19 protein-coding genes are annotated in these 19,168 nt (G+C 70.3%); 8 read left to right on the top strand and 11 right to left on the bottom strand.

Annotation, left to right across the window (positions count from 1 at the left end; genetic code table 11):
* From hflK to H7F53_RS08420, 3 genes are all read left to right on the top strand, one after another.
* The coding region (gene hflK / locus H7F53_RS08430; RefSeq protein WP_185679047.1) for a protease modulator HflK at nucleotides 1–984 on the top strand (984 nt) is incomplete at its 5' end.
* Between the two features lie 2 nt (nucleotides 985–986).
* Nucleotides 987–1,847, top strand: a complete 861-nt coding sequence (gene hflC, locus H7F53_RS08425) for a protease modulator HflC (protein WP_185679046.1) — start codon at nucleotides 987–989, stop codon at nucleotides 1,845–1,847.
* A gap of 140 nt (nucleotides 1,848–1,987) precedes the next feature.
* Complete coding sequence (locus H7F53_RS08420) at nucleotides 1,988–3,529, top strand: Do family serine endopeptidase (protein WP_185679045.1); 1,542 nt, start codon at nucleotides 1,988–1,990, stop codon at nucleotides 3,527–3,529.
* Between the two features lie 138 nt (nucleotides 3,530–3,667).
* Here H7F53_RS08420 and H7F53_RS08415 read toward each other — a convergent pair whose 3' ends face one another.
* The 4 genes from H7F53_RS08415 to H7F53_RS08400 all read right to left on the bottom strand — a co-directional run bounded on the left by H7F53_RS08415 (nucleotide 3,668) and on the right by H7F53_RS08400 (nucleotide 8,738).
* On the bottom strand, nucleotides 3,668–5,047 hold the full coding sequence (locus H7F53_RS08415; RefSeq protein WP_185679044.1) for an amino acid permease: 1,380 nt from the start codon (nucleotides 5,045–5,047) through the stop codon (nucleotides 3,668–3,670).
* An 86-nt stretch (nucleotides 5,048–5,133) separates the two neighbouring features.
* Entirely contained in the window at nucleotides 5,134–7,263 is a 2,130-nt protein-coding gene (locus H7F53_RS08410; RefSeq protein WP_185679043.1) for a transglycosylase domain-containing protein, read from the bottom strand.
* A gap of 129 nt (nucleotides 7,264–7,392) precedes the next feature.
* The gene (msrB, locus tag H7F53_RS08405; protein WP_185679042.1) at nucleotides 7,393–7,791 is read right to left on the bottom strand and encodes a peptide-methionine (R)-S-oxide reductase MsrB; all 399 of its coding nucleotides are present in this window, start codon (nucleotides 7,789–7,791) and stop codon (nucleotides 7,393–7,395) included.
* 77 nt (nucleotides 7,792–7,868) lie between these two features.
* Complete coding sequence (locus tag H7F53_RS08400) at nucleotides 7,869–8,738, bottom strand: dienelactone hydrolase family protein (protein WP_185679041.1); 870 nt, start codon at nucleotides 8,736–8,738, stop codon at nucleotides 7,869–7,871.
* A gap of 107 nt (nucleotides 8,739–8,845) precedes the next feature.
* Between H7F53_RS08400 and H7F53_RS08395 the strand changes: the two genes are divergently transcribed.
* Both H7F53_RS08395 and H7F53_RS08390 read left to right on the top strand, forming a co-directional pair.
* Nucleotides 8,846–9,304 (top strand): beta-lactamase hydrolase domain-containing protein, encoded by a 459-nt coding sequence (locus tag H7F53_RS08395; RefSeq protein ID WP_185679040.1) that lies wholly within the window; start codon nucleotides 8,846–8,848, stop codon nucleotides 9,302–9,304.
* A 23-nt stretch (nucleotides 9,305–9,327) separates the two neighbouring features.
* Nucleotides 9,328–10,119, top strand: coding sequence for an APH(3') family aminoglycoside O-phosphotransferase (locus H7F53_RS08390; RefSeq protein ID WP_185679039.1), 792 nt, complete (start codon nucleotides 9,328–9,330; stop codon nucleotides 10,117–10,119).
* 31 nt (nucleotides 10,120–10,150) lie between these two features.
* Here H7F53_RS08390 and H7F53_RS08385 read toward each other — a convergent pair whose 3' ends face one another.
* The 4 genes from H7F53_RS08385 to H7F53_RS08370 form a co-directional block, all read right to left on the bottom strand.
* On the bottom strand, nucleotides 10,151–11,128 hold the full coding sequence (locus H7F53_RS08385; RefSeq protein WP_185679063.1) for an NAD(P)H-dependent flavin oxidoreductase: 978 nt from the start codon (nucleotides 11,126–11,128) through the stop codon (nucleotides 10,151–10,153).
* Nucleotides 11,129–11,477: 349 nt separating this feature from the next.
* Nucleotides 11,478–12,491 (bottom strand): inorganic phosphate transporter, encoded by a 1,014-nt coding sequence (locus H7F53_RS08380; RefSeq protein WP_185679038.1) that lies wholly within the window; start codon nucleotides 12,489–12,491, stop codon nucleotides 11,478–11,480.
* Between the two features lie 10 nt (nucleotides 12,492–12,501).
* Nucleotides 12,502–13,611 carry a DUF47 family protein gene (locus H7F53_RS08375; RefSeq protein WP_221773641.1) on the bottom strand — a complete coding sequence of 370 codons (1,110 nt, stop codon included), beginning with the start codon at nucleotides 13,609–13,611 and terminating at the stop codon, nucleotides 12,502–12,504.
* Nucleotides 13,612–13,798: 187 nt separating this feature from the next.
* Nucleotides 13,799–15,055, bottom strand: a complete 1,257-nt coding sequence (locus H7F53_RS08370) for an aspartate kinase (protein ID WP_425498158.1) — start codon at nucleotides 15,053–15,055, stop codon at nucleotides 13,799–13,801.
* Between the two features lie 81 nt (nucleotides 15,056–15,136).
* On the opposite strand from H7F53_RS08370, the gene ubiG reads away from it, so the two are divergent.
* The 3 genes from ubiG to H7F53_RS08355 all read left to right on the top strand — a co-directional run bounded on the left by ubiG (nucleotide 15,137) and on the right by H7F53_RS08355 (nucleotide 17,673).
* Nucleotides 15,137–15,910 carry a bifunctional 2-polyprenyl-6-hydroxyphenol methylase/3-demethylubiquinol 3-O-methyltransferase UbiG gene (gene ubiG / locus H7F53_RS08365; RefSeq protein ID WP_185679037.1) on the top strand — a complete coding sequence of 258 codons (774 nt, stop codon included), beginning with the start codon at nucleotides 15,137–15,139 and terminating at the stop codon, nucleotides 15,908–15,910.
* Between the two features lie 189 nt (nucleotides 15,911–16,099).
* Nucleotides 16,100–17,179 carry a hypothetical protein gene (locus H7F53_RS08360; protein WP_185679036.1) on the top strand — a complete coding sequence of 360 codons (1,080 nt, stop codon included), beginning with the start codon at nucleotides 16,100–16,102 and terminating at the stop codon, nucleotides 17,177–17,179.
* The gene (locus H7F53_RS08355) at nucleotides 17,176–17,673 is read left to right on the top strand and encodes a hypothetical protein (RefSeq protein ID WP_185679035.1); all 498 of its coding nucleotides are present in this window, start codon (nucleotides 17,176–17,178) and stop codon (nucleotides 17,671–17,673) included. Before H7F53_RS08360 ends, H7F53_RS08355 begins: the two co-directional genes overlap by 4 nt.
* Nucleotides 17,674–17,699: 26 nt before the next feature.
* Here the strand turns inward: H7F53_RS08355 and H7F53_RS08350 are convergent, their stop codons facing one another.
* Genes H7F53_RS08350 through H7F53_RS08340 form a run of 3 tightly spaced genes read right to left on the bottom strand, consistent with a single transcriptional unit; the run spans nucleotide 17,700 to nucleotide 19,136 of the window.
* A complete protein-coding gene (locus H7F53_RS08350) occupies nucleotides 17,700–18,221 on the bottom strand; it encodes an AAA family ATPase (RefSeq protein ID WP_185679034.1) in 522 nt (173 codons plus the stop codon).
* The gene (pnuC, locus tag H7F53_RS08345) at nucleotides 18,218–18,781 is read right to left on the bottom strand and encodes a nicotinamide riboside transporter PnuC (protein WP_185679033.1); all 564 of its coding nucleotides are present in this window, start codon (nucleotides 18,779–18,781) and stop codon (nucleotides 18,218–18,220) included. Before pnuC ends, H7F53_RS08350 begins: the two co-directional genes overlap by 4 nt.
* A 10-nt stretch (nucleotides 18,782–18,791) precedes the next feature.
* Entirely contained in the window at nucleotides 18,792–19,136 is a 345-nt protein-coding gene (locus tag H7F53_RS08340) for an arsenate reductase (RefSeq protein WP_185679032.1), read from the bottom strand.
* Between the last annotated feature and the right edge of the window lie 32 nt (nucleotides 19,137–19,168).

Below are 19,168 nucleotides of genomic sequence, written 5' to 3'. Positions count from 1 at the left end.
GGCCCGGGCGAGGCGCCGCGCCGTGGCCCCAGCCTCGAGGACCTGTTCCGCGGCCGGTCCGGCGCGCCGGGTGGCGGCGGCGGACGCGGCTTCGGCGGCGGCATGCCGCGCCTGCCGCAGCGCCCCGACGGGCGCAGCTGGCTCCCGGCGATCGCCGGCGGCGTCGCGCTGATCTGGCTGGGCCTGACCACGGCCCACATGCTCGGCCCCAAGGAGCAGGGCATCGTCGTGACGCTGGGCAAGTACTCGCGCACCATCGGCCCGGGCGTCTCGCTGACCCTGCCCTGGCCGATCGAGAGCGTGACCGTCCGTGACGTGACCTCGATCCAGCGCAACACGATCCCCGAGGGCGAGGCCGAGAAGCTGATGCTGACCAGCGACCAGAACCTGGTCGACATCAGCTATCTGGTCCGCTGGAACATCAACGACCTCAAGCTCTACACCTTCCAGCTCGCCGATCCCGAGGCGACCGTGAAGGAGGTGGCCGAGGCGGCGATGCGCGCCTCGATCGCCGAGGTCCCCCTGACCGACGCGATGGGCGGCGCCGGCCGCGCGCTGATCGAGCAGAACGTGCGCGCCCGCATGCAGGCCGTGCTCGACACCTACCGCGCCGGCGTGCTGATCCAGGGCGTGGAGATCAAGAAGGCCGATCCGCCGCAGAAGGTGATCGATGCGTTCCAGAAGGTCACCGCCGCGCAGCAGGACGCCCAGCGCGAGATGTCCAACGCCCAAGCCTGGGCCCAGCAGATCACTGCGCGCGCCCAGGGTGATGCCGCCGCCTTCGACAAGGTCTACGAGCAGTACAAGCTGGCCCCCGAGGTGACCCGCCGGCGCATGTACTACGAGACGATGGAACGCGTATTGTCGAACAACGACAAGGTGATCATGGCCGCGCCGGGGGTGAACTCCTACCTGCCGCTGCCGGAGCTGCGCAAGAAGGCCCAGGCGGCCCCCGGTGCGGCCCCGGCCGAGGGAGGGAACTGACCATGGCCTTCGCTGACTTCTGGCGTGACAACAAGCCCGCCGCGATTGGCGCCCTGGTCGTGGCGATCGGCGCGCTGTCGTGCTTCACCATCGTGCCCGAGACCGAACAGGCGGTAGTGGTGCGGCTTGGCGATCCCGATCGCGTGATCAACCGCTTCCGCCCCAATGCCGATTTCGGCCAGACCGGCGCCGGCGTGATCTTCCGCGTGCCGTTCATGGAGCGGCTGGTGCGGATCGACAAGCGGGTGATGTCGGTGGACATGGAGCGCCAGCAGGTGCTCTCGACCGACCAGCAGCGGATCGAGGTGGACGCCTATGCGCGCTACCGCATCATCGATCCGGTGCGGATGGTCCGCTCTGCCGGCACCACCGAACGGGTCGGCGAGCAGCTCCAGCCGATCCTCTCCTCGGTGCTGCGGCAGGAGCTGGGCAAGCGCACCTTCCAGTCGCTGCTCACCGCCGAGCGCGGCCAGGCGATGAAGAACATCCGTGACGGGCTGGATCGCCAGGCACGCGAATACGGCGCCCAGGTGATCGACGTGCGGATCAAGCGCGCCGACCTGCCCGACGGCACCCCGCTCGAATCCGCCTTCGCGCGCATGGCCGCGGCGCGCGAGCAGGAGGCGACCACGATCGTCGCCCAGGGCCAGCGCAACGCCCAGATCATCCGGGCCACGGCCGAGGCCAACGCGGCGAAGATCTATGCCGATGCCTTCAACAAGGACCCGGCATTCTACGACTTCTACCGCGCCATGCAGAGCTACGACACGACCTTCTCCAACACCAAGAACGCCGGGCAGAGCACGATCCTGCTGTCGCCCGACAGCAGCTATCTGCGCCAGTTCAAGGGTGGGGCCCAATAGGGCAGCTCCGGCGTGGGCCGCGGCGGGCCCGGGCCGGACCGCCCCATTCAATCTGCGTTAAGGCCGCGCACGGTGAAACGGGATTGAGCCCTTCGGCCCCCATCGTGCCAGAGCAAAGGAACACAAAGGACGTGAAGCCCGTGCGATACGCTTATGGAGTGACTTCCGCGCTGTTGCTTGGCGGCGCGGCGCTATCGCTGGTCACCGGCCTCCCCGCCGGAGCCCAGGTCGCGCAGAACGATGCGCAGCAGATGCAGCAGGTGGTCCCGCGGGCCGGCGCCCCGACCAGCTTCGCCGACCTGACGGCGCAGTTGCAGCCGGCCGTGGTCAACATCTCGACCCGGCAGCGCGTGCGCGTCCAGCAGCAGGACGGCAACCCCTTTGCCGGCACCCCCTTCGCCGACCTGTTCGGCGGCGGCCAGGGCGGCGCACCGCAGACCCGCGAGGCGCAGTCGCTCGGCTCGGGCTTCCTGATCTCGGCCGACGGCTACGTGGTGACCAACAATCACGTGATCGCTGCCGACGGCCAGAGCGAGGTGGAATCGATCACGGTCAAGCTGACCGACGGCACCGAGTTCCCGGCCAAGCTGGTCGGCCGCGATGCCGCCTCAGACCTGGCCGTGCTGAAGATCACCGGGACCAAGCCCTTCCCCTTCGTGAAGTTCGGCGACAGCCGCAACGTTCGCGTCGGTGACTGGGTGATCGCGATCGGCCAGCCGTTCGGGCTGGGCGGCACGGTCACCGCCGGGATCATCTCGGCGGTCTACCGCGCCACCGGCTCGGGCTCGGCCTATGACCGCTACCTGCAGACCGACGCGGCGATCAACCGGGGCAACTCGGGCGGGCCGATGTTCGACATGCGCGGCAACGTCATCGGCATCAACAACGCGATCTTCTCGCCCACCGGCGGCAGCGTCGGCATCGGCTTCGCCATTCCGGCGGAGACCGCGGCGCCGATCGTCGAGAAGCTCAAGGCCGGCAAGGCGATCGAGCGCGGATACCTGGGCGTGCGCATCCAACCGCTCGGCGAGGATCTGGCGGATTCGGTCGGGATCCCGCACAACCGCGGCGAATTCATCCAGGCGGTCGAGCCCGGTGGGGCAGCGGCCAAGGCCGGGATCCAGGGCGGCGACGTGGTGGTCAAGGTCGATGGCAAGGAGGTCACCCCCGACCAGACCCTGTCCTTCATCGTCGCCAACACCCCCCCGGGCAAGCGCATCCCGATCGAGCTGATCCGCAACGGTCAGCGCCTCACCGTGCAGGCCGACGTCGCCCGCCGCCCGAGCGAGGACGAGCTGGCCCAGGCCCAGAGCTTCGACCAGCAGCCCGGGCAGGACGGCGACCAGTTCAACCGGCCGCCCAAGAAGCAGGGCGAAGGGCTGGTCGAGCAGGCGCTCGGCTTCTCGGCCATCCCGCTCAACCCCTCGATCATCCGCCAGCTCGGCGCGGCCGAGGGCACCCAGGGCGTGGTGATCACCGCGGTCGACAGCTCGTCGGATGCCGGCCAGAAGGGCCTGCAGCGCGGCGACATCGTGCTGACCGCCAACTACACTCCGGTGACCACGGTGGCCCAGCTCGAGACGATCGTCCGCGCCGCCAAGGCGCAGAACCGCAATGCCGTGCTGCTGCGCGTGCAGCGCCGCGGCCAGCCGGCGATCTACATGCCGGTGCGCCTGCGCTGATCCGGCGCCGGCAAGCGAACCCAGCGACAGCAGCGGCCCCGCCTCCAGCCAGGAGGCGGGGCCGTTCGCTGGTACGGCCCGGCGATGGTCCGGGGCGGTGGCATCAAGGGTCCGGGAACGGCCCCCAGGACAACCTGTTCAGGACAGGCCCTGGCGCAACGCCCGACGACGCTGGATGAGCAGCACCAGCGCGCCCAGCACGTTCCACGCCAGGCAGGCCAGCAGCGTCTTGGTCGGCAGGCTGACGAACAGGTAGAGGCAGCCGGCGACCGCGCCGCAGCCGACCGCGATGCCGCCCGGCACGCGGAACGGCCGCACGGCATCGGGCTCGCGCCGGCGCAGGGTGACCAGGCAGACCCCGACCGCCGCGAAGGCGATCAGCGTGCCAGCATTGGCCAGCGCGGCGATGTCCGAGATCGGCAGGACCCCGGCCAGCACGGCGACGATCACTGCGGTCATCCAGGTGACCCGCAGCGGCGTGCCGCGCGGGCTGAGCCGGGCCAGCCCGGCCGGCAGGAAGCCGTCGCGGGCCATGGCGAGGAAGATGCGGCTTTGCCCGTAGAGAAATCCGAGGAGCACGGTCGGCAGCGCGATCACCGCCGCCACCGCGACCACCCGCGCCACTGCGCCCTGGCCCATCTGGCGCAGGATCAGCGCGAGCGGCTCCGGACTGTCGGCAAAATCGGCGAAGGGCCGCGCCCCGATCGCGGCCGCGGCGACGAGCACATAGACCAGCGTGCAGATCGCCAGCGAGCCGAGGATGCCGATCACCAGGTCCCGTCCCGGTTCGCGGGTCTCCTCGGCCGCGGTCGAGATCGCGTCGAAGCCATAGAACGCGAAGAAGATGATCGCCGCGGCCGCCATCACGCCGCGCTCGACCCCGTCGGGGCCCATGTGCTTGCCGAAGCCGAACGGCATGAACGGGGAGAGGTGCGTGGCATCGAACGCCGGCAGCGCGACGATCACGAACAGGCTCAGGGTGAGGATCTTGACCACCACCAGCACGGTGTTGATCCGCGCGCTCTCATGGGTGCCGAAGGCCAGCAGTGCGGCGACCACGGCGATGATGAACACCGCCGGCAGGTTGGCGATCCCGCCCAGCTCGGGTCCGCGCGTCAGCGCCGCGGGCAGCCCGGCCGCTTCCAGCAACGGCGCGGCATAGCCCGACCATCCCACCGCGACGGTCGAGACCACCAGCGAGTACTCGAGGATCAGGCTCCATCCCACGATCCAGCCCAGCGTGGGACCGAGCACGCGATGGCTGTAGCTGTAGGCGCTGCCCGCCGCGGGCATCATCGCCGCCAGCTCGGCATAGGCCAGCGCCGCCAGCGCACAGATCCCACCGGCAATCGCGAAGGACAGCAGGACCGCCGGACCAGCGCGGTCGGCCCCCACCCCGATCAGCGTGAGAATCCCGGTGCCGACGATCGATCCGACCCCGAGCGCGACCAGATGCGGCCACGACAACGTGCGCGACAGGGTGGCGGGCGCGGTATGGCTCGGCGGGGTGGCAGTCATCGGCTGGTCCTCTTTCGACCCGGGGCATCCTTGCCGCTGATCGCCGGTGATGCAACCGCGTCGGCCGCCGAGCCGGGGTCCGGTGGCTACTGTCCGCGCCGCCCTTGTCGCCCGGTCGCCTGGTCAAGGAAATCGTCATTGGCGGCGGCGGGTGGGCCGCCGTCGTCAGGCGGCGGCTGGCCGTTGTCCTCGATCCGTCCGCGTGGACCATCGCCCGGCGCGCCGCCCTGCGAGCGCGCGGGGTCGATCAGGTTGCCCTGCTCGTCGACATAGTAATAGTCCTCGGGGCTGCCGGTCATCGCCTCGTCGTCAGGCTCGAGCTGCCATTCGGGCAGGACCAGCTCGGTGTCGAACTTCTCGAGCGGGCGGCGCGCGGTCGCGACCCGCATGTACTGCGCGAAGGCCCGCGCCGGGGCAGTGCCGCCCATCAGGCCGGGGATCGGCCGGGCATCGTCGCGGCCCATCCACACCCCGGTGGTGATCCCGCTGGAGAAGCCGATGAACCAGCCGTCCTTGTTCGAACTGGTGGTACCGGTCTTGCCCGCCACCGGCCGCCCGATCTGCGCGGCGCGCCCGGTGCCGATGTTGACCGCGGTCTGCAGCAGGTCGGTCATCGCCGCCGCCACGAAGGGCTGGAGCAGCTGTTGCCCGGCCACGGAGCGATGCTCGTAGAGCACGCGTCCGTCGGTCGTGGCGACCTTCGTGATCCCGTAGGGTTCGACCGCGGTGCCCTTGGCCGAGACCGCGCCAAAGGCCCGGGTGATGTCGATCAGCCGCACGTCGGAGGTGCCCAGCACCATCGAGGGCATGGTGTTGATCGGGGTGGTGATCCCAAGCCGCCGCGCCATGCCGGCGACCGTGCCGAAGCCGACCTCGTTGCCGAGCTGCGCGGCGACCGTGTTCTTCGAATAGGCAAAGGCGGTGCGCACGTCGATCCGGCCGGCGAAGGTGCGGCCGTCGTTGTGCGGGCTCCAGCCGGCGATCGTCACCGGCTCGTCGACCACGGCATCGTCGGGCTTGTAGCCCGCCTCGATCGCCGCGAGATAGACGAACAGCTTCCACGCCGAGCCCGGCTGGCGCACCGCGTTGGTCGCCCGGTTGTAGTTCGAGGTGACGTAGTCGGTCCCGCCGACCATCGCCAGCACTGCGCCGTCGCGGTCGAGCGAGACCAGCGCGCCCTGGGCGCCCTTGGGCGCATGGCGCGCGACCGCGTCGGTGGCGGCGCGCTGCATCGCCGGATCGAGCGTGGTCCAGACCTCGATCGGCTCGCTGTTTTCGGGCACCAGCAGGTCGAGCTGCGGCAAGGCCCAGTCGGTGAAGTAGCGCACCGAGTTCTGGCCCTGCTCGGCGGCGAAGCGGACCGTGTCGAAATCGACCCCCTCGGCCTCGCCGGCCGAGATCGCGCCGGCATCGAGCATGGTCTCGACCACCACCCGTGCGCGCTTGACCGCGGCCTCGGCATCGGCGGTGGGCGAATAGCGCGACGGTGCCTTGACCAGTCCGGCGATGATCGCCGCTTCGGGCAGGGTCAGTTCGGTGCCGGGATGGCCGAAGAACTTGCGCGCGGCGGAATCGATGCCGTAGGCGCCGCCCCCGAAATAGACCTTGTTGAGGTAGAGCTCGAGGATCTCGTCCTTGCTGAACTTGCTCTCGAGCGCGATCGCCAGGATCGCCTCGCGCGCCTTGCGGGCGAAGGTGCGGTTGTTGTTGAGGAACACGTTGCGGGCGAGCTGCTGGGTGATGGTCGAGCCGCCCTGCCGCCAGCGCCCGCTCTGCGCGCGGACGAACACCGAGCGGGCGATGCCCACCGGGTCGACCCCGAAGTGGTCATAGTAGCGGCGATCCTCGACCGAAATCATCGCCTGCTTCATTGTCCGCGGGATCTGCCCGACCGGGATCCACTTGCCATAGCTTGGCCCCAGCGAGACCAGCTCCGAACCGTCGCGCGCGCGCACGATGATCATCTGGCCTTCCTGCTGCGACTTGAGCGCGCCGAAGCTGGGCAGCGACGAGGCCGCGACGGCGACCGCCACGCCGAGGGCCAGCACCGCGGCCACGCCCGCGGCGACGGTCCAGGCCAGCACGCGTTTCACGAAACGGCCGAAGCCGCCGCCGCCACCCTTGCCGCCACTTCCGCCATTGCCGCCGCCGGCCGCGGTACGGGGCGGTCTGGGCGGCGTGCCGGAAGGATTACGCCGGACATCGGTTCGGGCCATGCGGTCTTTCTGATCCTCTGCAGCCCACACCCCTGGGCCCACCTCACTGCGCTCCCTGCATAGGCGAAGGCGAACACAGCGTTAACAAAAAAGCGCGGCGCCGGAACGCGCCGGCGCGGGCCGGGTGCCTCAGTCCTTCGGGGTGAACGCCAGCGAGGCGCTGTTGATGCAGTAGCGCAGCCCCTCGGGCCCGGGGCCGTCGGGGAAGACGTGGCCTAGGTGGCCCTCGCAGGTGGCGCAGCGGACCTCGGTGCGGACCATGCCGTGCGACTGGTCGACCAGCTCGTCGACCGCGTCGGCCGCGACCGGGGCGGTGTAGCTGGGCCAGCCCGATCCGGAATTGTACTTCGTCTCTGACGAGAACAGCGGCGTGCCGCAGCCGGCGCAGGCATAGAGACCGGGCGCCTTGTTGCCTTCGTACTTGCCGGTGAAGGCCCGCTCGGTGCCCCCGCGGCGCAGGATCTGGTACTGCTCCGGGGTCAGCCGCTCGCGCCACTCGGCATCGCTGAGGGTCAGTTTCTCGGTCATCAGGGTCTCCTAGCTGCGCGCCAAGATGGGAATCGGGCGGCGCGCCTGCAAGGAGGTTCGCCGCCCCGCCCAACCGGTTACAGCTTGGCGAGGAGCGCCAGCAGGCGCGCCCAGGCCCGTTCGGCCTCGGCCTTGTCGTAGACTGGCGAATCCGGGACGGTCCAGCCGTGGTCGGCGGCATAGACCTCGACCTCGGCGGCGCGACCCGCCGCGGTGGCGGCGACCTTGAACGTGTCCTTGTCGGCCGGGGCGCGGCCATCATCGTTGCGGGCCACGGCGATCAGGTAGGCGGCGCGGGTGCGCGGCAGGAGCAGGTGCGGGCTGTCCGGCTTGTCGGTGACAAGGCCGCCACCGTGGAACGATCCCACGGCGCCGACCCGGGCCGGCGCGGCGAAGGCGGTGCGCACCGCGAAGGGGCCGCCCATGCAGTAGCCAGTGGTGCCGATGCCGCGCCTGGTATCGACCGCGGCCTGCTTGTCGAGCCAGGCGACGAAGGCGCCGCCGTCGCGGATGATCCCTTCGGGGTTGATCTGCGCGATCATCGGCCGCAACCGCTCCTGCCCGGCCGGAGTGCGCCACGAGGCGAAGTCGGCCAGGACCGGAGCCTTGGCGCTGCGATAGTACTGGTTGACCAGCAGCACGGCAAAGCCGGCCTCGGCCAGCCGCCGGGCCATGGCCTTGTTGGCATCACGGATCCCGGCGATGTCGGGCCACATGACCACCGCGGGATGCCTGCCCTTGGCCGGATGGACGAACACGGCATCGGCGGTGCCATCGGGGGTTGGCACAGCCACCACCGTCTCGCGCAGCGCCGGCGCCTTGCCCGCCGCCGCCGCAGGGGTCCAGGCGGCCATCGCCGCGGCGGTCCCAGCCACACCGAAGGTGCGCCGCGACACGCCGGCCGTGACGGCTTGCTGCTCAGCTTCGAAGGTGAAATCGTCGCACATCGCCTGTCACTCCAAACTCCATCCGGAGTGCAGCCTAGCGCAACGGAAGCCCCGCGCAACTGCCCCGAGTCTTGCCCTGCCGGCTCGCCCGTGGCCTAAGCAGCGGGATGGACGATCCACAGGACATTCCCGCCTGGCAGCGGCTCGACGCGGCGATCACCACCTCGGGTGCCCTCACCGCCGACCATGTCGCGCGGCTCGCCGCGCTGGGGGTGCGCAGCGTGATCAACCTGGCCCTGGCCGAGCACCCGCAGGCCCTCGCGGATGAAGCCGCGCTGCTGGCCGCGCAGGGCATCGCCTATACCCATATTCCGGTCCCCTTCGATGCCCCGGACGAGGCCCATTTCGCCGCCTTCCGCGCCGCGCTCGACGCGGGTCCGCGGCCGGTCCACGTCCACTGCATCCTCAACTGGCGGGTTTCGGCGTTCTTCTACCGCTATCACCGCGCGGTGCTGGGGATGCCCGAGCCGGCGGCGCGCGCGCTGATGGCGCGGCAGTGGGACCCGCTGACCCACGATCACCCGGCGGCGCCGATCTGGGCCCGGTTCATCACCCCGGAGGCCTGACCCTGTCCCACCCGGATGGTCCTTTGCCCAGCCACCTGCCCGACCGTCTCGCGGGACGGCTGGCCGGCTACCGCACCGAACCTGTGGAGGCGGGCGAATCCGGCGCGGTGGTGATCCGGCTGACGCCCACCGGCACGGGTTCGCCGCTCTATCTCAAGAGCGCTGCGGGCGCCGCCGCAGCGGCCGAACTCGCCGCAGAGACGATGCGGCTGCGCTGGCTGGCCTCGCGGGTCCCGGCCCCGACCGTGGTCGACTGGGTGACCGAGCCCGACCGCGCCTGGCTGCTGATGACGGCACTCCCCGGCGCCACCGCCGCCGCGCAGCTCGAGCGCGCCGCCCCGGCCGAGCAGGGGGCGATCGTTGCCGCTCTCGCCGCGCTGCTCAACCGCCTGCAGGCCTTACCGATTGCCTCCTGTCCCTTTGACGCCAGCGACAGCAGGCGGCTCGACCAGGCCCGCGCGCGGATCGACGCCGGACAGGTCGACCCTGCCGATTTCGATGCGGAGCGGGCCGGCTGGACACCGGAGCAAGTCTGGGCAGCCCTGAGGAACGCCCGCCCCACCCGGACCGAGCCGGTGGTGAGCCACGGAGACTTCACCCTCGAGAACGTGGTGATCGCACCGGACGGGCGTGCCGGCTGCATCGATGTCGGCCGACTCGGCGTGGCCGACCGCTATCAGGACATCGCGCTGGCCTGGCGCGGCCTGGCCGATCATGGCGCGGCCTTGCAACGCCGCTTCCTGCAGGCGGTGGCCGCTGATCCGGTCGACGCCGAGCGCCTCCGCTTCCACCTGCTCCTCGACGAGCTGTTCTAGGCGCCGTCGGCCGGGTCGGAACCGGACCGGGTCAGCGGCTCAGCGCGGCCTCGCATTCGGTCACCAGCTCGGCGATGATCGCCGCGGCGGGCTCCTCGCGGGTGACCATGCCGACGGACTGGCCCGCCATCAGCGAGCCATTCTCGACATCGCCATCAATCACCGCGCGGCGCAGCGCGCCGGCCCAGAAGTGCTCGATCTGGAGCTGGGCCTCGCCCATCTCGATCGTCCCCGCATCCAGCAGTTGCGCCACCTCGCGCTGCTTGGCGGTGAATTCCTCGGTGCCCTTGTTCTTCAGCGCGCGCACCGGAATCACCGGCAGGCGCGGATCGACCTGCACGCTGGCCACGGCGTCACGGGCATTGGCGCGGAAGAAGGCCTGCTTGAAGGCGGGGTGGGCGATCGACTCGGCCGCGCACGCGAAGCGGGTGCCGAGCTGGACGCCGGCGGCGCCCATCTCGAGATAGGAGGCGATCATCTCGCCCCGGCCGATCCCCCCGGCAACGAACACGATATGCTCCTCGGCCAGGGCCGGCAGGAACTCCTGCGCCAAGACCGAAGTGGCGACCGGGCCGATGTGACCGCCCGCTTCCGAGCCTTCGATCACCAGGGCGTCGGCGCCAGAGCGGAGCAGCTTCTTCGCCAGCGCCAGGGTCGGCGCGAAGACCAGCACCTTGCCGCCGAACGCCTTGATCGCCTCGACCGAGCCCTTGGGCGGAATGCCGCCGGCCAGCACCACGTGGCCCACCGCGTGCTTGGCGCAGACCGCGATCAGCTCGAACAGCTGCGGATGCATGGTGATCAGGTTGACGCCAAAAGGCCGGTGGGCCAGCGCCTTGGTGGCGGCGATCTCGGCATCGAGCAGCGCCGGGGTCATGGCCCCGCAGGCGATCACGCCGAACCCGCCGGCATTGCTGATCGCGGCGACCAGATTGCGCTCGGACACCCAGCTCATCGCGCCGCACAGGATCGCATAGTCGCTGCCGAGAAACTCGGCCCCGCGGGCCATCAGCGCCCTGGTCTTGTCCGTCACGTCGCTCTCCGTCCTGGTCCGCAAACCGCCGCCCTATAGGACCTGCACCGCCTGGCGCAAAGCCATGCTGCAGGGCTTGCGCACAGGCGATTACGGTCATCGCAACAATCGATTTAACTCTACCGATTTAGATGATATTGGCGCGCCCTTCGATTCGCATTTGCAGGTCTGGGCGCGCGAAACCCCTCGGTTCCGCGCGCCAGAGCCCGTCGGCAGGCAAGCCCCTGTGTCTGTCGGAAGGGTCGCAGGCCAGGCCACGGCGCAAAACGTGGCCTGGTCCCAGTCTCCGGTTCGGACGCTTGCCCGGACCGGAGACTGATGGGGTTCAGAACAACCGGGTCAGCGCATAGAACAGCGCACCGACCAGCGCCGATGCGGGAATCGTGATCACCCAGGCGGTGACCACGCTCTGCGCCACACCCCAGCGCACTGCCGAGGCCCGCCGCGCGGTGCCGGCACCGATGATCGCGCCGGTGATCGTGTGCGTGGTCGACACCGGGATGCCCAGGGTCGAGGCGCTGAACACCACGATCGAGCCGGCCAGCGAAGCACTGAACCCCTGGTGCTGCGACAGCTTGGTGATCCGCGAGCCCATCGTCTCGATGATCTTCCACCCGCCCGACAGCGTGCCCAGTCCCATCGCGATGTAGCATGAGATCGCCACCCAGTGCGGCACCTCGAAGTCGCCGTGGAGATAGCCGGTCGAATAGAGCAGCACGGTGATGATGCCCATGGTCTTCTGCGCATCGTTGAGCCCGTGGCTGAGCGAATAGGCCGCCGAAGAAACCAGGTGCAGCACCCGCAGGCTGCGCTCGGCGCGGTTGGCGGTGACCTTGTGGAGGGCCCAGCTGCTGAGCAGCATGACCAGCAGCGCCAGCATCATGCCGATCAGCGGCGAGGCGACGATCGCCACCAGGGTCTTCGACAGTCCGCCCCACTTGACCCCGGTGAACCCGGCATGGGCCACGCCGGAGCCAATGATCCCGCCGACGAGGGCATGGCTCGACGATGACGGGATGCCCTTGAGCCAGGTCACCACGTTCCAGAACATCGCGCCGATCAGGGCCCCGAAGACCACCTGCGGGGTGACCAGATCCTTGTCGATCAGGCCCTTGCCGATCGTATCGGCCACGGCGTGGAGGCTGGGATAGGCCAGTGTCAGGAAATAGGCGGAAAAGTTGAAGAAGGCGGCAAAGGCCACGGCCCGCACCGGCGAGAGCAGCCGCGTGGCGACCACGGTGGCGATGGCGTTCGCGGCATCGTGCAGGCCGTTCAGGAAATCGAACGACAGCGCGATCAGGACCAGCCCGACGAGCAGCGGCAGGGCGAGTTCGTGCACCGGCCGGGCCTCAGGCGTGGTCGATCACGAGGCCGTCGATCTCATCGGCCACGTCCTCGAAGGCATCAACGATCCGCTCGAGATGCTTGTAGATCTCGCGTTCGGTGACGAAGCGCAACGTGTCGGCGGCTCCATGCGCGTGCAGCGACTGCTTGAGCCCATCGGCATGGACTGAATCAGCATGGCCTTCCATCCGGACCAGACGCTCGGTCAGCTCGTGCAGGCGCTTGCCATTGCGCGCCACGTCGCGCAGCAGCGGCATGGCCTCGGCGGTGACCCGCGCCGCATCGAGCGCGATCGCGGCCATGTCGCGCATCTGCGGGGCGAAGTCGGCCACCTCGTAAAGCGCGATCGCCTGGACCGCCGCCTGCATCTCGTCGACCGTGTCGTCGAGCGCCCCGACCAGCGCGGTGATCGCACCGCGGTCGAACGGGGTCAGGAAGGTGCGGCGCACTTCGTGCAGCACCTCGCGGGTGATCTCGTCGGCATCATGCTCACGCTCGATCACCTCGCGGATATGTTCGTGCGCGGCCGGGCCGCCCTCGAGCACCCTGACAACGGCCTCAGCCGCGGCCAACACTGTGGCCGCATGGGCCTCGAACAGCCCGAAGAAATCTCCGGTCTTGGGGAGAAGCCGTTGAAACCATGCAAACATCGAGAACACCCCTGATGAAGTCCGGGCCACCGCACCGCGCCACCCCGTGCGCGCGGCAGCCGATCTGAAATCCGCCGGCGCGAACGACCGGAACAGGTCCGCAAGGTCGGGCTCGACCACCGCCTCGGCGGCCTCGTGCAACGTGAACCAGCGCCGCTCGCGCTCGTGCTGTTCGTCCCACGAAGCGAGCTCGCGCGTGGCAGCGAGCGGGAACACATCCACGTCGGCCATCAACGAGGCGCCGCTGCGCACCCGCTTGCGGAAGCGGTAGGAACCCAGCGGCACCGGGCAGACCGCCCCGAGCACCCCGGCCTCCTCCTCGGCCTCCTTGGCCGCGGCGACGTGCGGCGGATTGCGCGAGCCGACATTGCCCTTGGGCAGCACCCAGCGCCCGGTCCCGCGCGAGGTGACGAGCAGCACCTTGATCGAAGCGTCAGGACCGGAACCCTCGGTCCGGTATGGCAAGGCGGCTACCTGGCGAATGGTCCAATCCCCGAACGGTCACGAGCGGCGAACGACGTACGAACAAATGGCCAGCGCGGCCCGTCGCCCCGCCGCGCGCCTGCCCCATCAGATCGCCGCTTGCGCCGATAAAGGCCAGCCCCGCGACCTGTCTGCCCACAGCTTCGCGTGGAGCTGGCGGCGCTCGGGCTCAGGCGCCGTCGAGTTCGTAGGCGGTGTGCAGCACGCGCACCGCCAGTTCGACCTCGTCGGCATCGATCAACACCGAAACCTTGATCTCGCTGGTCGAGATCGCCTGGATGTTGATCCCGCGATCGGCCAGCGCCTTGAACATGGTCGAGGCAACGCCGGCATGGCTGCGCATGCCCACGCCGACCACCGAGATCTTGGCGACCTTGGCGTCGGTGGTCATCTTCTCGAAGCCGATCGTCGCCTGCTGCGCGTCGAGCAACGCCTTGGTGCGATCAAGATCCGACGCCGGGACGGTGAAGGTCACGTCAGTGTCGGTATGCTCGCGGCCGACATTCTGGATGATCATGTCGACGTTGATGTTCGCCTCGGCGAGCGGGCTGAAGATCGTCGCCACGGCGCCGGGCCGATCGGGTACGCGGGTGAGGATGACCTTCGCCTCGTTCTTGTCGGCGGCGATCCCGGTGATCAGCTGGCGTTCCATATCCAGTCCTTCAAGTTCTTCGTCCGACACGATCATCGTGCCGGGCAGGCTGTCGGCAGGCGGGGCGGACTCGTCGATGAACGAGGAGAGCACCTGGACCCGCACGTTTTCCTTCATCGCGAGGCTGACCGAGCGGGTCTGCAGCACCTTCGAGCCGACCGAGGCCAGTTCGAGCATCTCCTCGTAGGTCACGCTCTTGAGCTTGCGCGCCTTGGCGACGATGCGCGGATCGGTGGTGTAGACGCCATCGACGTCGGTGTAGATGTCGCAGCGGTCGGCCTTGACCGCGGCCGCCACGGCGACGGCCGAGGTGTCCGAACCGCCGCGGCCCAGCGTGGTCACCCGGTTGTCCGCGGTCAGCCCCTGGAAGCCCGGGATCACGGCGATCTCGCCCGCCGCCATGCTGGCCAGCAGGGCCGCCGAATCGATCTCTTCGATGCGGGCCTTGGCATGGGCCTCATCGGTGCGGATCGGCAGTTGCCAGCCGAGCCAGGAGCGCGCCTTGCAGCCGAGCGCCTGGAGATGCAGCGCGAGCAGCCCCGAGGTCACCTGCTCACCGCTGGCGACGACCACGTCGTACTCGGCCGGATCGTAGAGCGGGTTCGCTTCGCGACAGAACGTGACCAGCCGGTCAGTCTCGCCCGACATGGCCGAGACGACCACGGCAACCTCGTGCCCGGCTTCCTGCTGCCGCTTGACGATCCCCGCGACGCGGCGGATGCGCTCGGTCCCGGCCATCGAGGTGCCGCCGAATTTCATCACGATGCGCCCCACGCGAAGGCTCCCTTCCAATCCGCAACACAGTGGCCCTCCGGTCCCATGGACCGCGGGGCGGGGGCGCTTTAGAAAGGGGGCATGGCTATTGCAACACCGATGACTCCGCCCCCGCCCGCCGCCGGCCCCGGCGCGACGATCCGCCCCGAGGAAGCGGCCCATTTCGGCCGTCTTGCGGCCGAATGGTGGGACCCCAAGGGCTCATCGGCCATGCTGCACCAGCTCAACCCGGTGCGGCTCGCCTTCGTGCGCGCCGCGATTGACGGACACTGGCAGGCCGATTCGCGAAGCCTGCGGCCGCTGGCAGGCAAGCGCGCGCTCGATGTCGGGTGCGGCGCGGGGCTGCTGGCCGAACCACTCGCCCGGCTTGGGGCCGAGACCACCGGGGTCGATGCTGCCGCCGAGAACATCGCCGCCGCGCGGGCCCACGCCGCGGGTGCGGGGCTGACGATCGATTACCACGCCGGCGACATCGCCACGCTGGACCTCGGCCAGTTCGATCTCGTCACTTCGATGGAAGTCATCGAGCATGTCGCCGACAAGCCGGCCTTCATCGCCGCGCTGGCGGCACGGCTGGCGCCCGGCGGGCTGATGATCCTGTCCACCCCCAACCGCACGCTGCGCGCCCGCCTGGTGCTGGTCGAGGCGGCCGAGCGGTTCGGCCGGATCCCGCGCGGGACGCATCACTGGGACGATTTCATCACCCCGGACGAGCTGCACGACCTGCTCGCTGGCGCGGGCCTGGCCATGGGCGAACCGCGCGGCATCGCCTGGTCGCCGCTACAGGGGCTGCACCTGTCGGACGACCTGGCGCTCAACTACATCGTGACTGTTTCAAAACAGGAAACAGAATAGGTTCGACCTCGTACAATAAACTTGTCTTGGGGCACAGCACTGCCCAAAGCATTGGGCACGAATCGTTCCGGGAAAAACTGGCCAGGGGGCTACCGGGGTTCGCACGGGGGGTATTCGGGTTTGAGCGCAGGCCGTTTCAGTCGTGAACCGGGGACCGCGGGCCCGCGCGGGTGCGGTGCCCGGCGGCGGGTGTGGTTCGCCCATGGACTGGCCCTTGCCGCTGTCGCGCTGGCCAGCCCGGCGGCAGCGCAGAGTGGCGGGACCGGAGTGGGCAGCCAGTTCGAGCTGGTGTTCTGGCAATCGGTGGCGACCAGCGAGGATGTCGGTCAGTACGAGGCCTACCTCAGCCGCTATCCGGAAGGCACCTTCGCCCCGCTCGCCCGCGCCAAGATCGAACGGCTGCGGCCGCAGTCCGTTGCGCGGGCCAGCCAGCCCGCGCAGAGCCAGCCCGCCCCGCCCCAGCCTGTTCCGACCCAGCCGGTTCCGACCCAGGCTGCGGCGCCGTCACCGGCTAGCCCGTCACCGGCCAGCCCGCCGCCGGCCGCTGCCCCGGCCGTTGCCACCCCGATCATGCCGGCCCCGCCGGCCGTGAGCGTCGCCGCGGCACCGCCGGCGCCTGCCCCGGCGCCCGCGATCGCGGTCGCGCCGGTGGCCCCTGCCCCAACGGTTGCTATGGCCCCGCCATCGGCCCCGGTCGCGGCTGCCACGCCGGCCGCCCTGCCCGCCGCGGCGCCTGCCCCGGCTACAACGCCTCCCCCCGTTCCCGCGCCAGCGACGACCCCAGGCCCCGCCCCCTCACCTGCGCCGGCCGCGCCGCTCACGCTTGCCGCCCAGCTGGCCGCGTTGGCGCAATCACAGGGCCGAACCGAGCCGGCGGCAGGCGCCAGCGGCCCCACCCGGTCCCTGCCGACCGCACCGGTGCTGCGCAGCGCCGAGCCGGTCGCGCTGCCGGCGCGGTTCTGCAGCGCGGTCGAGCGCAACGCCTTCTACGACGAGCGCTTCACCCCGGCCAAGGACGCCGCCGACGAGAACAACCGCAAGGCGATCGCCCACCTCCAGGCCCTGCAGCGGCTCTACGACGACTATGGCCGCCAGGGCGATCCCGACGGGCAGAACGCGGTGGCGGCCGAATCCAAGGCCTACCAAGGCATTGCCGCGACCGCCTATCAGGCTTCGGCCGCCTATGAGCAGCTGTTCCAGGCGATGATGGCCGTCCCGATCGCCGACTGCGCGCCGCCAGCCCCGGCCAAGGGCGACCGCCCCTCATGAGACGTCCGGCCATCCGCCTCGCCGCCGCGCTGGCGCTGCTCGGCCTGGCCGGACCGGCGCTGGCCAGCCCCTGCTGGGCCCCCGCAACGATGGGCGCAGCGCGGATCAGCGAGCTCAACACCCTGCTGATGGCGTCGAACCTGCGCTGCAAGCGCGTGGGGGTGAACTTCGCCGACAGCTACGAGAAGGTGCTGGTCGCCCACGGCGCCGCCTTCCGGGCGGCCGAGGCGCGGCTGCGCGCGCACTTCGGGGTCGACCATTCGGACAGCGCCGACGATTACGACAGCTACGTCGTGTCGATCGCCAACCACTATGGCGGGGGGCGGGCCGATCCGGGAACCTGCGCCCAGCTTGGCACGATCGCCGCCGCGCTCGCCGCGGCGCCCGGGAATGCCGATCTGCTGGCGACCATCGCCATCCAGATGATCCGCGATCCGCACACCGGCCAGCGCTGCTCGCTGGGCGACAAGGCCCGGCCCGCTGCCGGCCGCTAGCCGGCCCGCCGTAGCGGACGCCGCAGCTAGCACGGGTGCGCCAGCGCCCGCTCCACCGCCGCCACCACCTGCCCCTCGCGCGCGGCCCAGTCGCCACTGACCGGGGCCCAGCGCACCCCGGTCTCGACCAGCAGGTCCTGCGCGGTGGCAGCGAAACGGGCGCGGGCGGCAGCCGTGCCGAACAGGCGCGTGCCATCCTCGACCCAGGGCCGGTCGGCCGCGAACAGCAGGTAGAGATCGGCCTTGGGATAGCCCAGCAGGACCTCGGGCACCGTGCCGAACAGCATCCGCGCCCAGGCGGCGGTCATCAGCGGGTCGGTATCGAGCAGCAGCACCGGGGGCTGCGCGCGCAGCGCGGCGGCGCGGGCGTCGTCCTGGCCGCGGGCCATGGCGAGCAGGTCGTCGATGGTGAAGGCGGTCCCGTGCGTCTCGGCATAGCTGCGCCCATACTCGGGCACCCAGGGCCAGCCGCGCGCGGCGGACAGGCGCGCGGCGAGCACCGACTTGCCGGTGCTCTCGGCCCCATGGAAGCAGACCGTGAGGGTCATCGCGCGACCCGCGCCGCGGCGATCCACTCGCGCAGGCCCACGACCGACAGCGCGAGGAACAGGACATAGAGCCCGGCCGTGGGATAGAGCCCCTTGGCGAGGTAGACCGCGATCGAGCCGAGATCGATGGCGATCCACAGCACCCAGTTCTCCACCCGGCGCAGGCCCAGCAGGATCTGCGCAGCGATGCTGGCCCCGGTGATCGCCGAATCCGCATAGGGCAGCGCGGCATCGGTGAAGCGGTGCATCACCCAGCCGAGGTTGAGGCTCAGCGCGGCCGTGGCCACCAGCCACACCGCCCGGCTGAGCGGGGTGAGCCAGCGCACCGGCACCTGGCTTTCGGCCCCGCCGGCGCGCACCCACAGCCACCAGCCCCAGCCCTGCGCGGCGAAGAAGAACACCTGCAGCGCCGCCTCGCCATAGAGCCGCGCCTCGCGGAACACGAAGGCGTAGAGGCCGACCATCGCCATGCCGAAGGCGAAGTTCCACACCGACCGCCGCACCAGCAGCGCGATGTTGACCACGCCCAGCGCGGCGGCGATCCATTCCAGCGTGTTCACCCGGCGCGGCTCAACCCAGCGCGGCGGCCCACTCCGCCTCCTTGAAGCCGACCAGCAGCCCGCCGGGATGCTCGACGATCGGCCGCTTGATCACCGAGGGGTTGGCCGCCAGCACGACCGGCGCCTCGGCCCCGGCCAGCGCGGCCTGGTCCTCGGGGGACAGCTTGCGGAAGGTGGTGCCTGCCTTGTTGACCACCCGCTCACGCCCGGCCGCAGCGATCCACCCGGCGATCCGCGCGGGATCAGCGCCCTGCTTCTTGTAGTCATGGAAGGTATAGGCCAGGCCCCGGGCCTCGAGCCAGGTCCGGGCCTTCTTGACGGTATCGCAGTTGGGGATGCCAAAAATCGTAATCATAACTACTCTCTCTGCGCTCTGGATGAGCCCGA

Source organism: Novosphingobium piscinae (assembly GCF_014230355.1).
GTDB lineage: Bacteria > Pseudomonadota > Alphaproteobacteria > Sphingomonadales > Sphingomonadaceae > Novosphingobium > Novosphingobium piscinae.
This window is presented reverse-complemented; position numbering and strand designations above follow the sequence as displayed.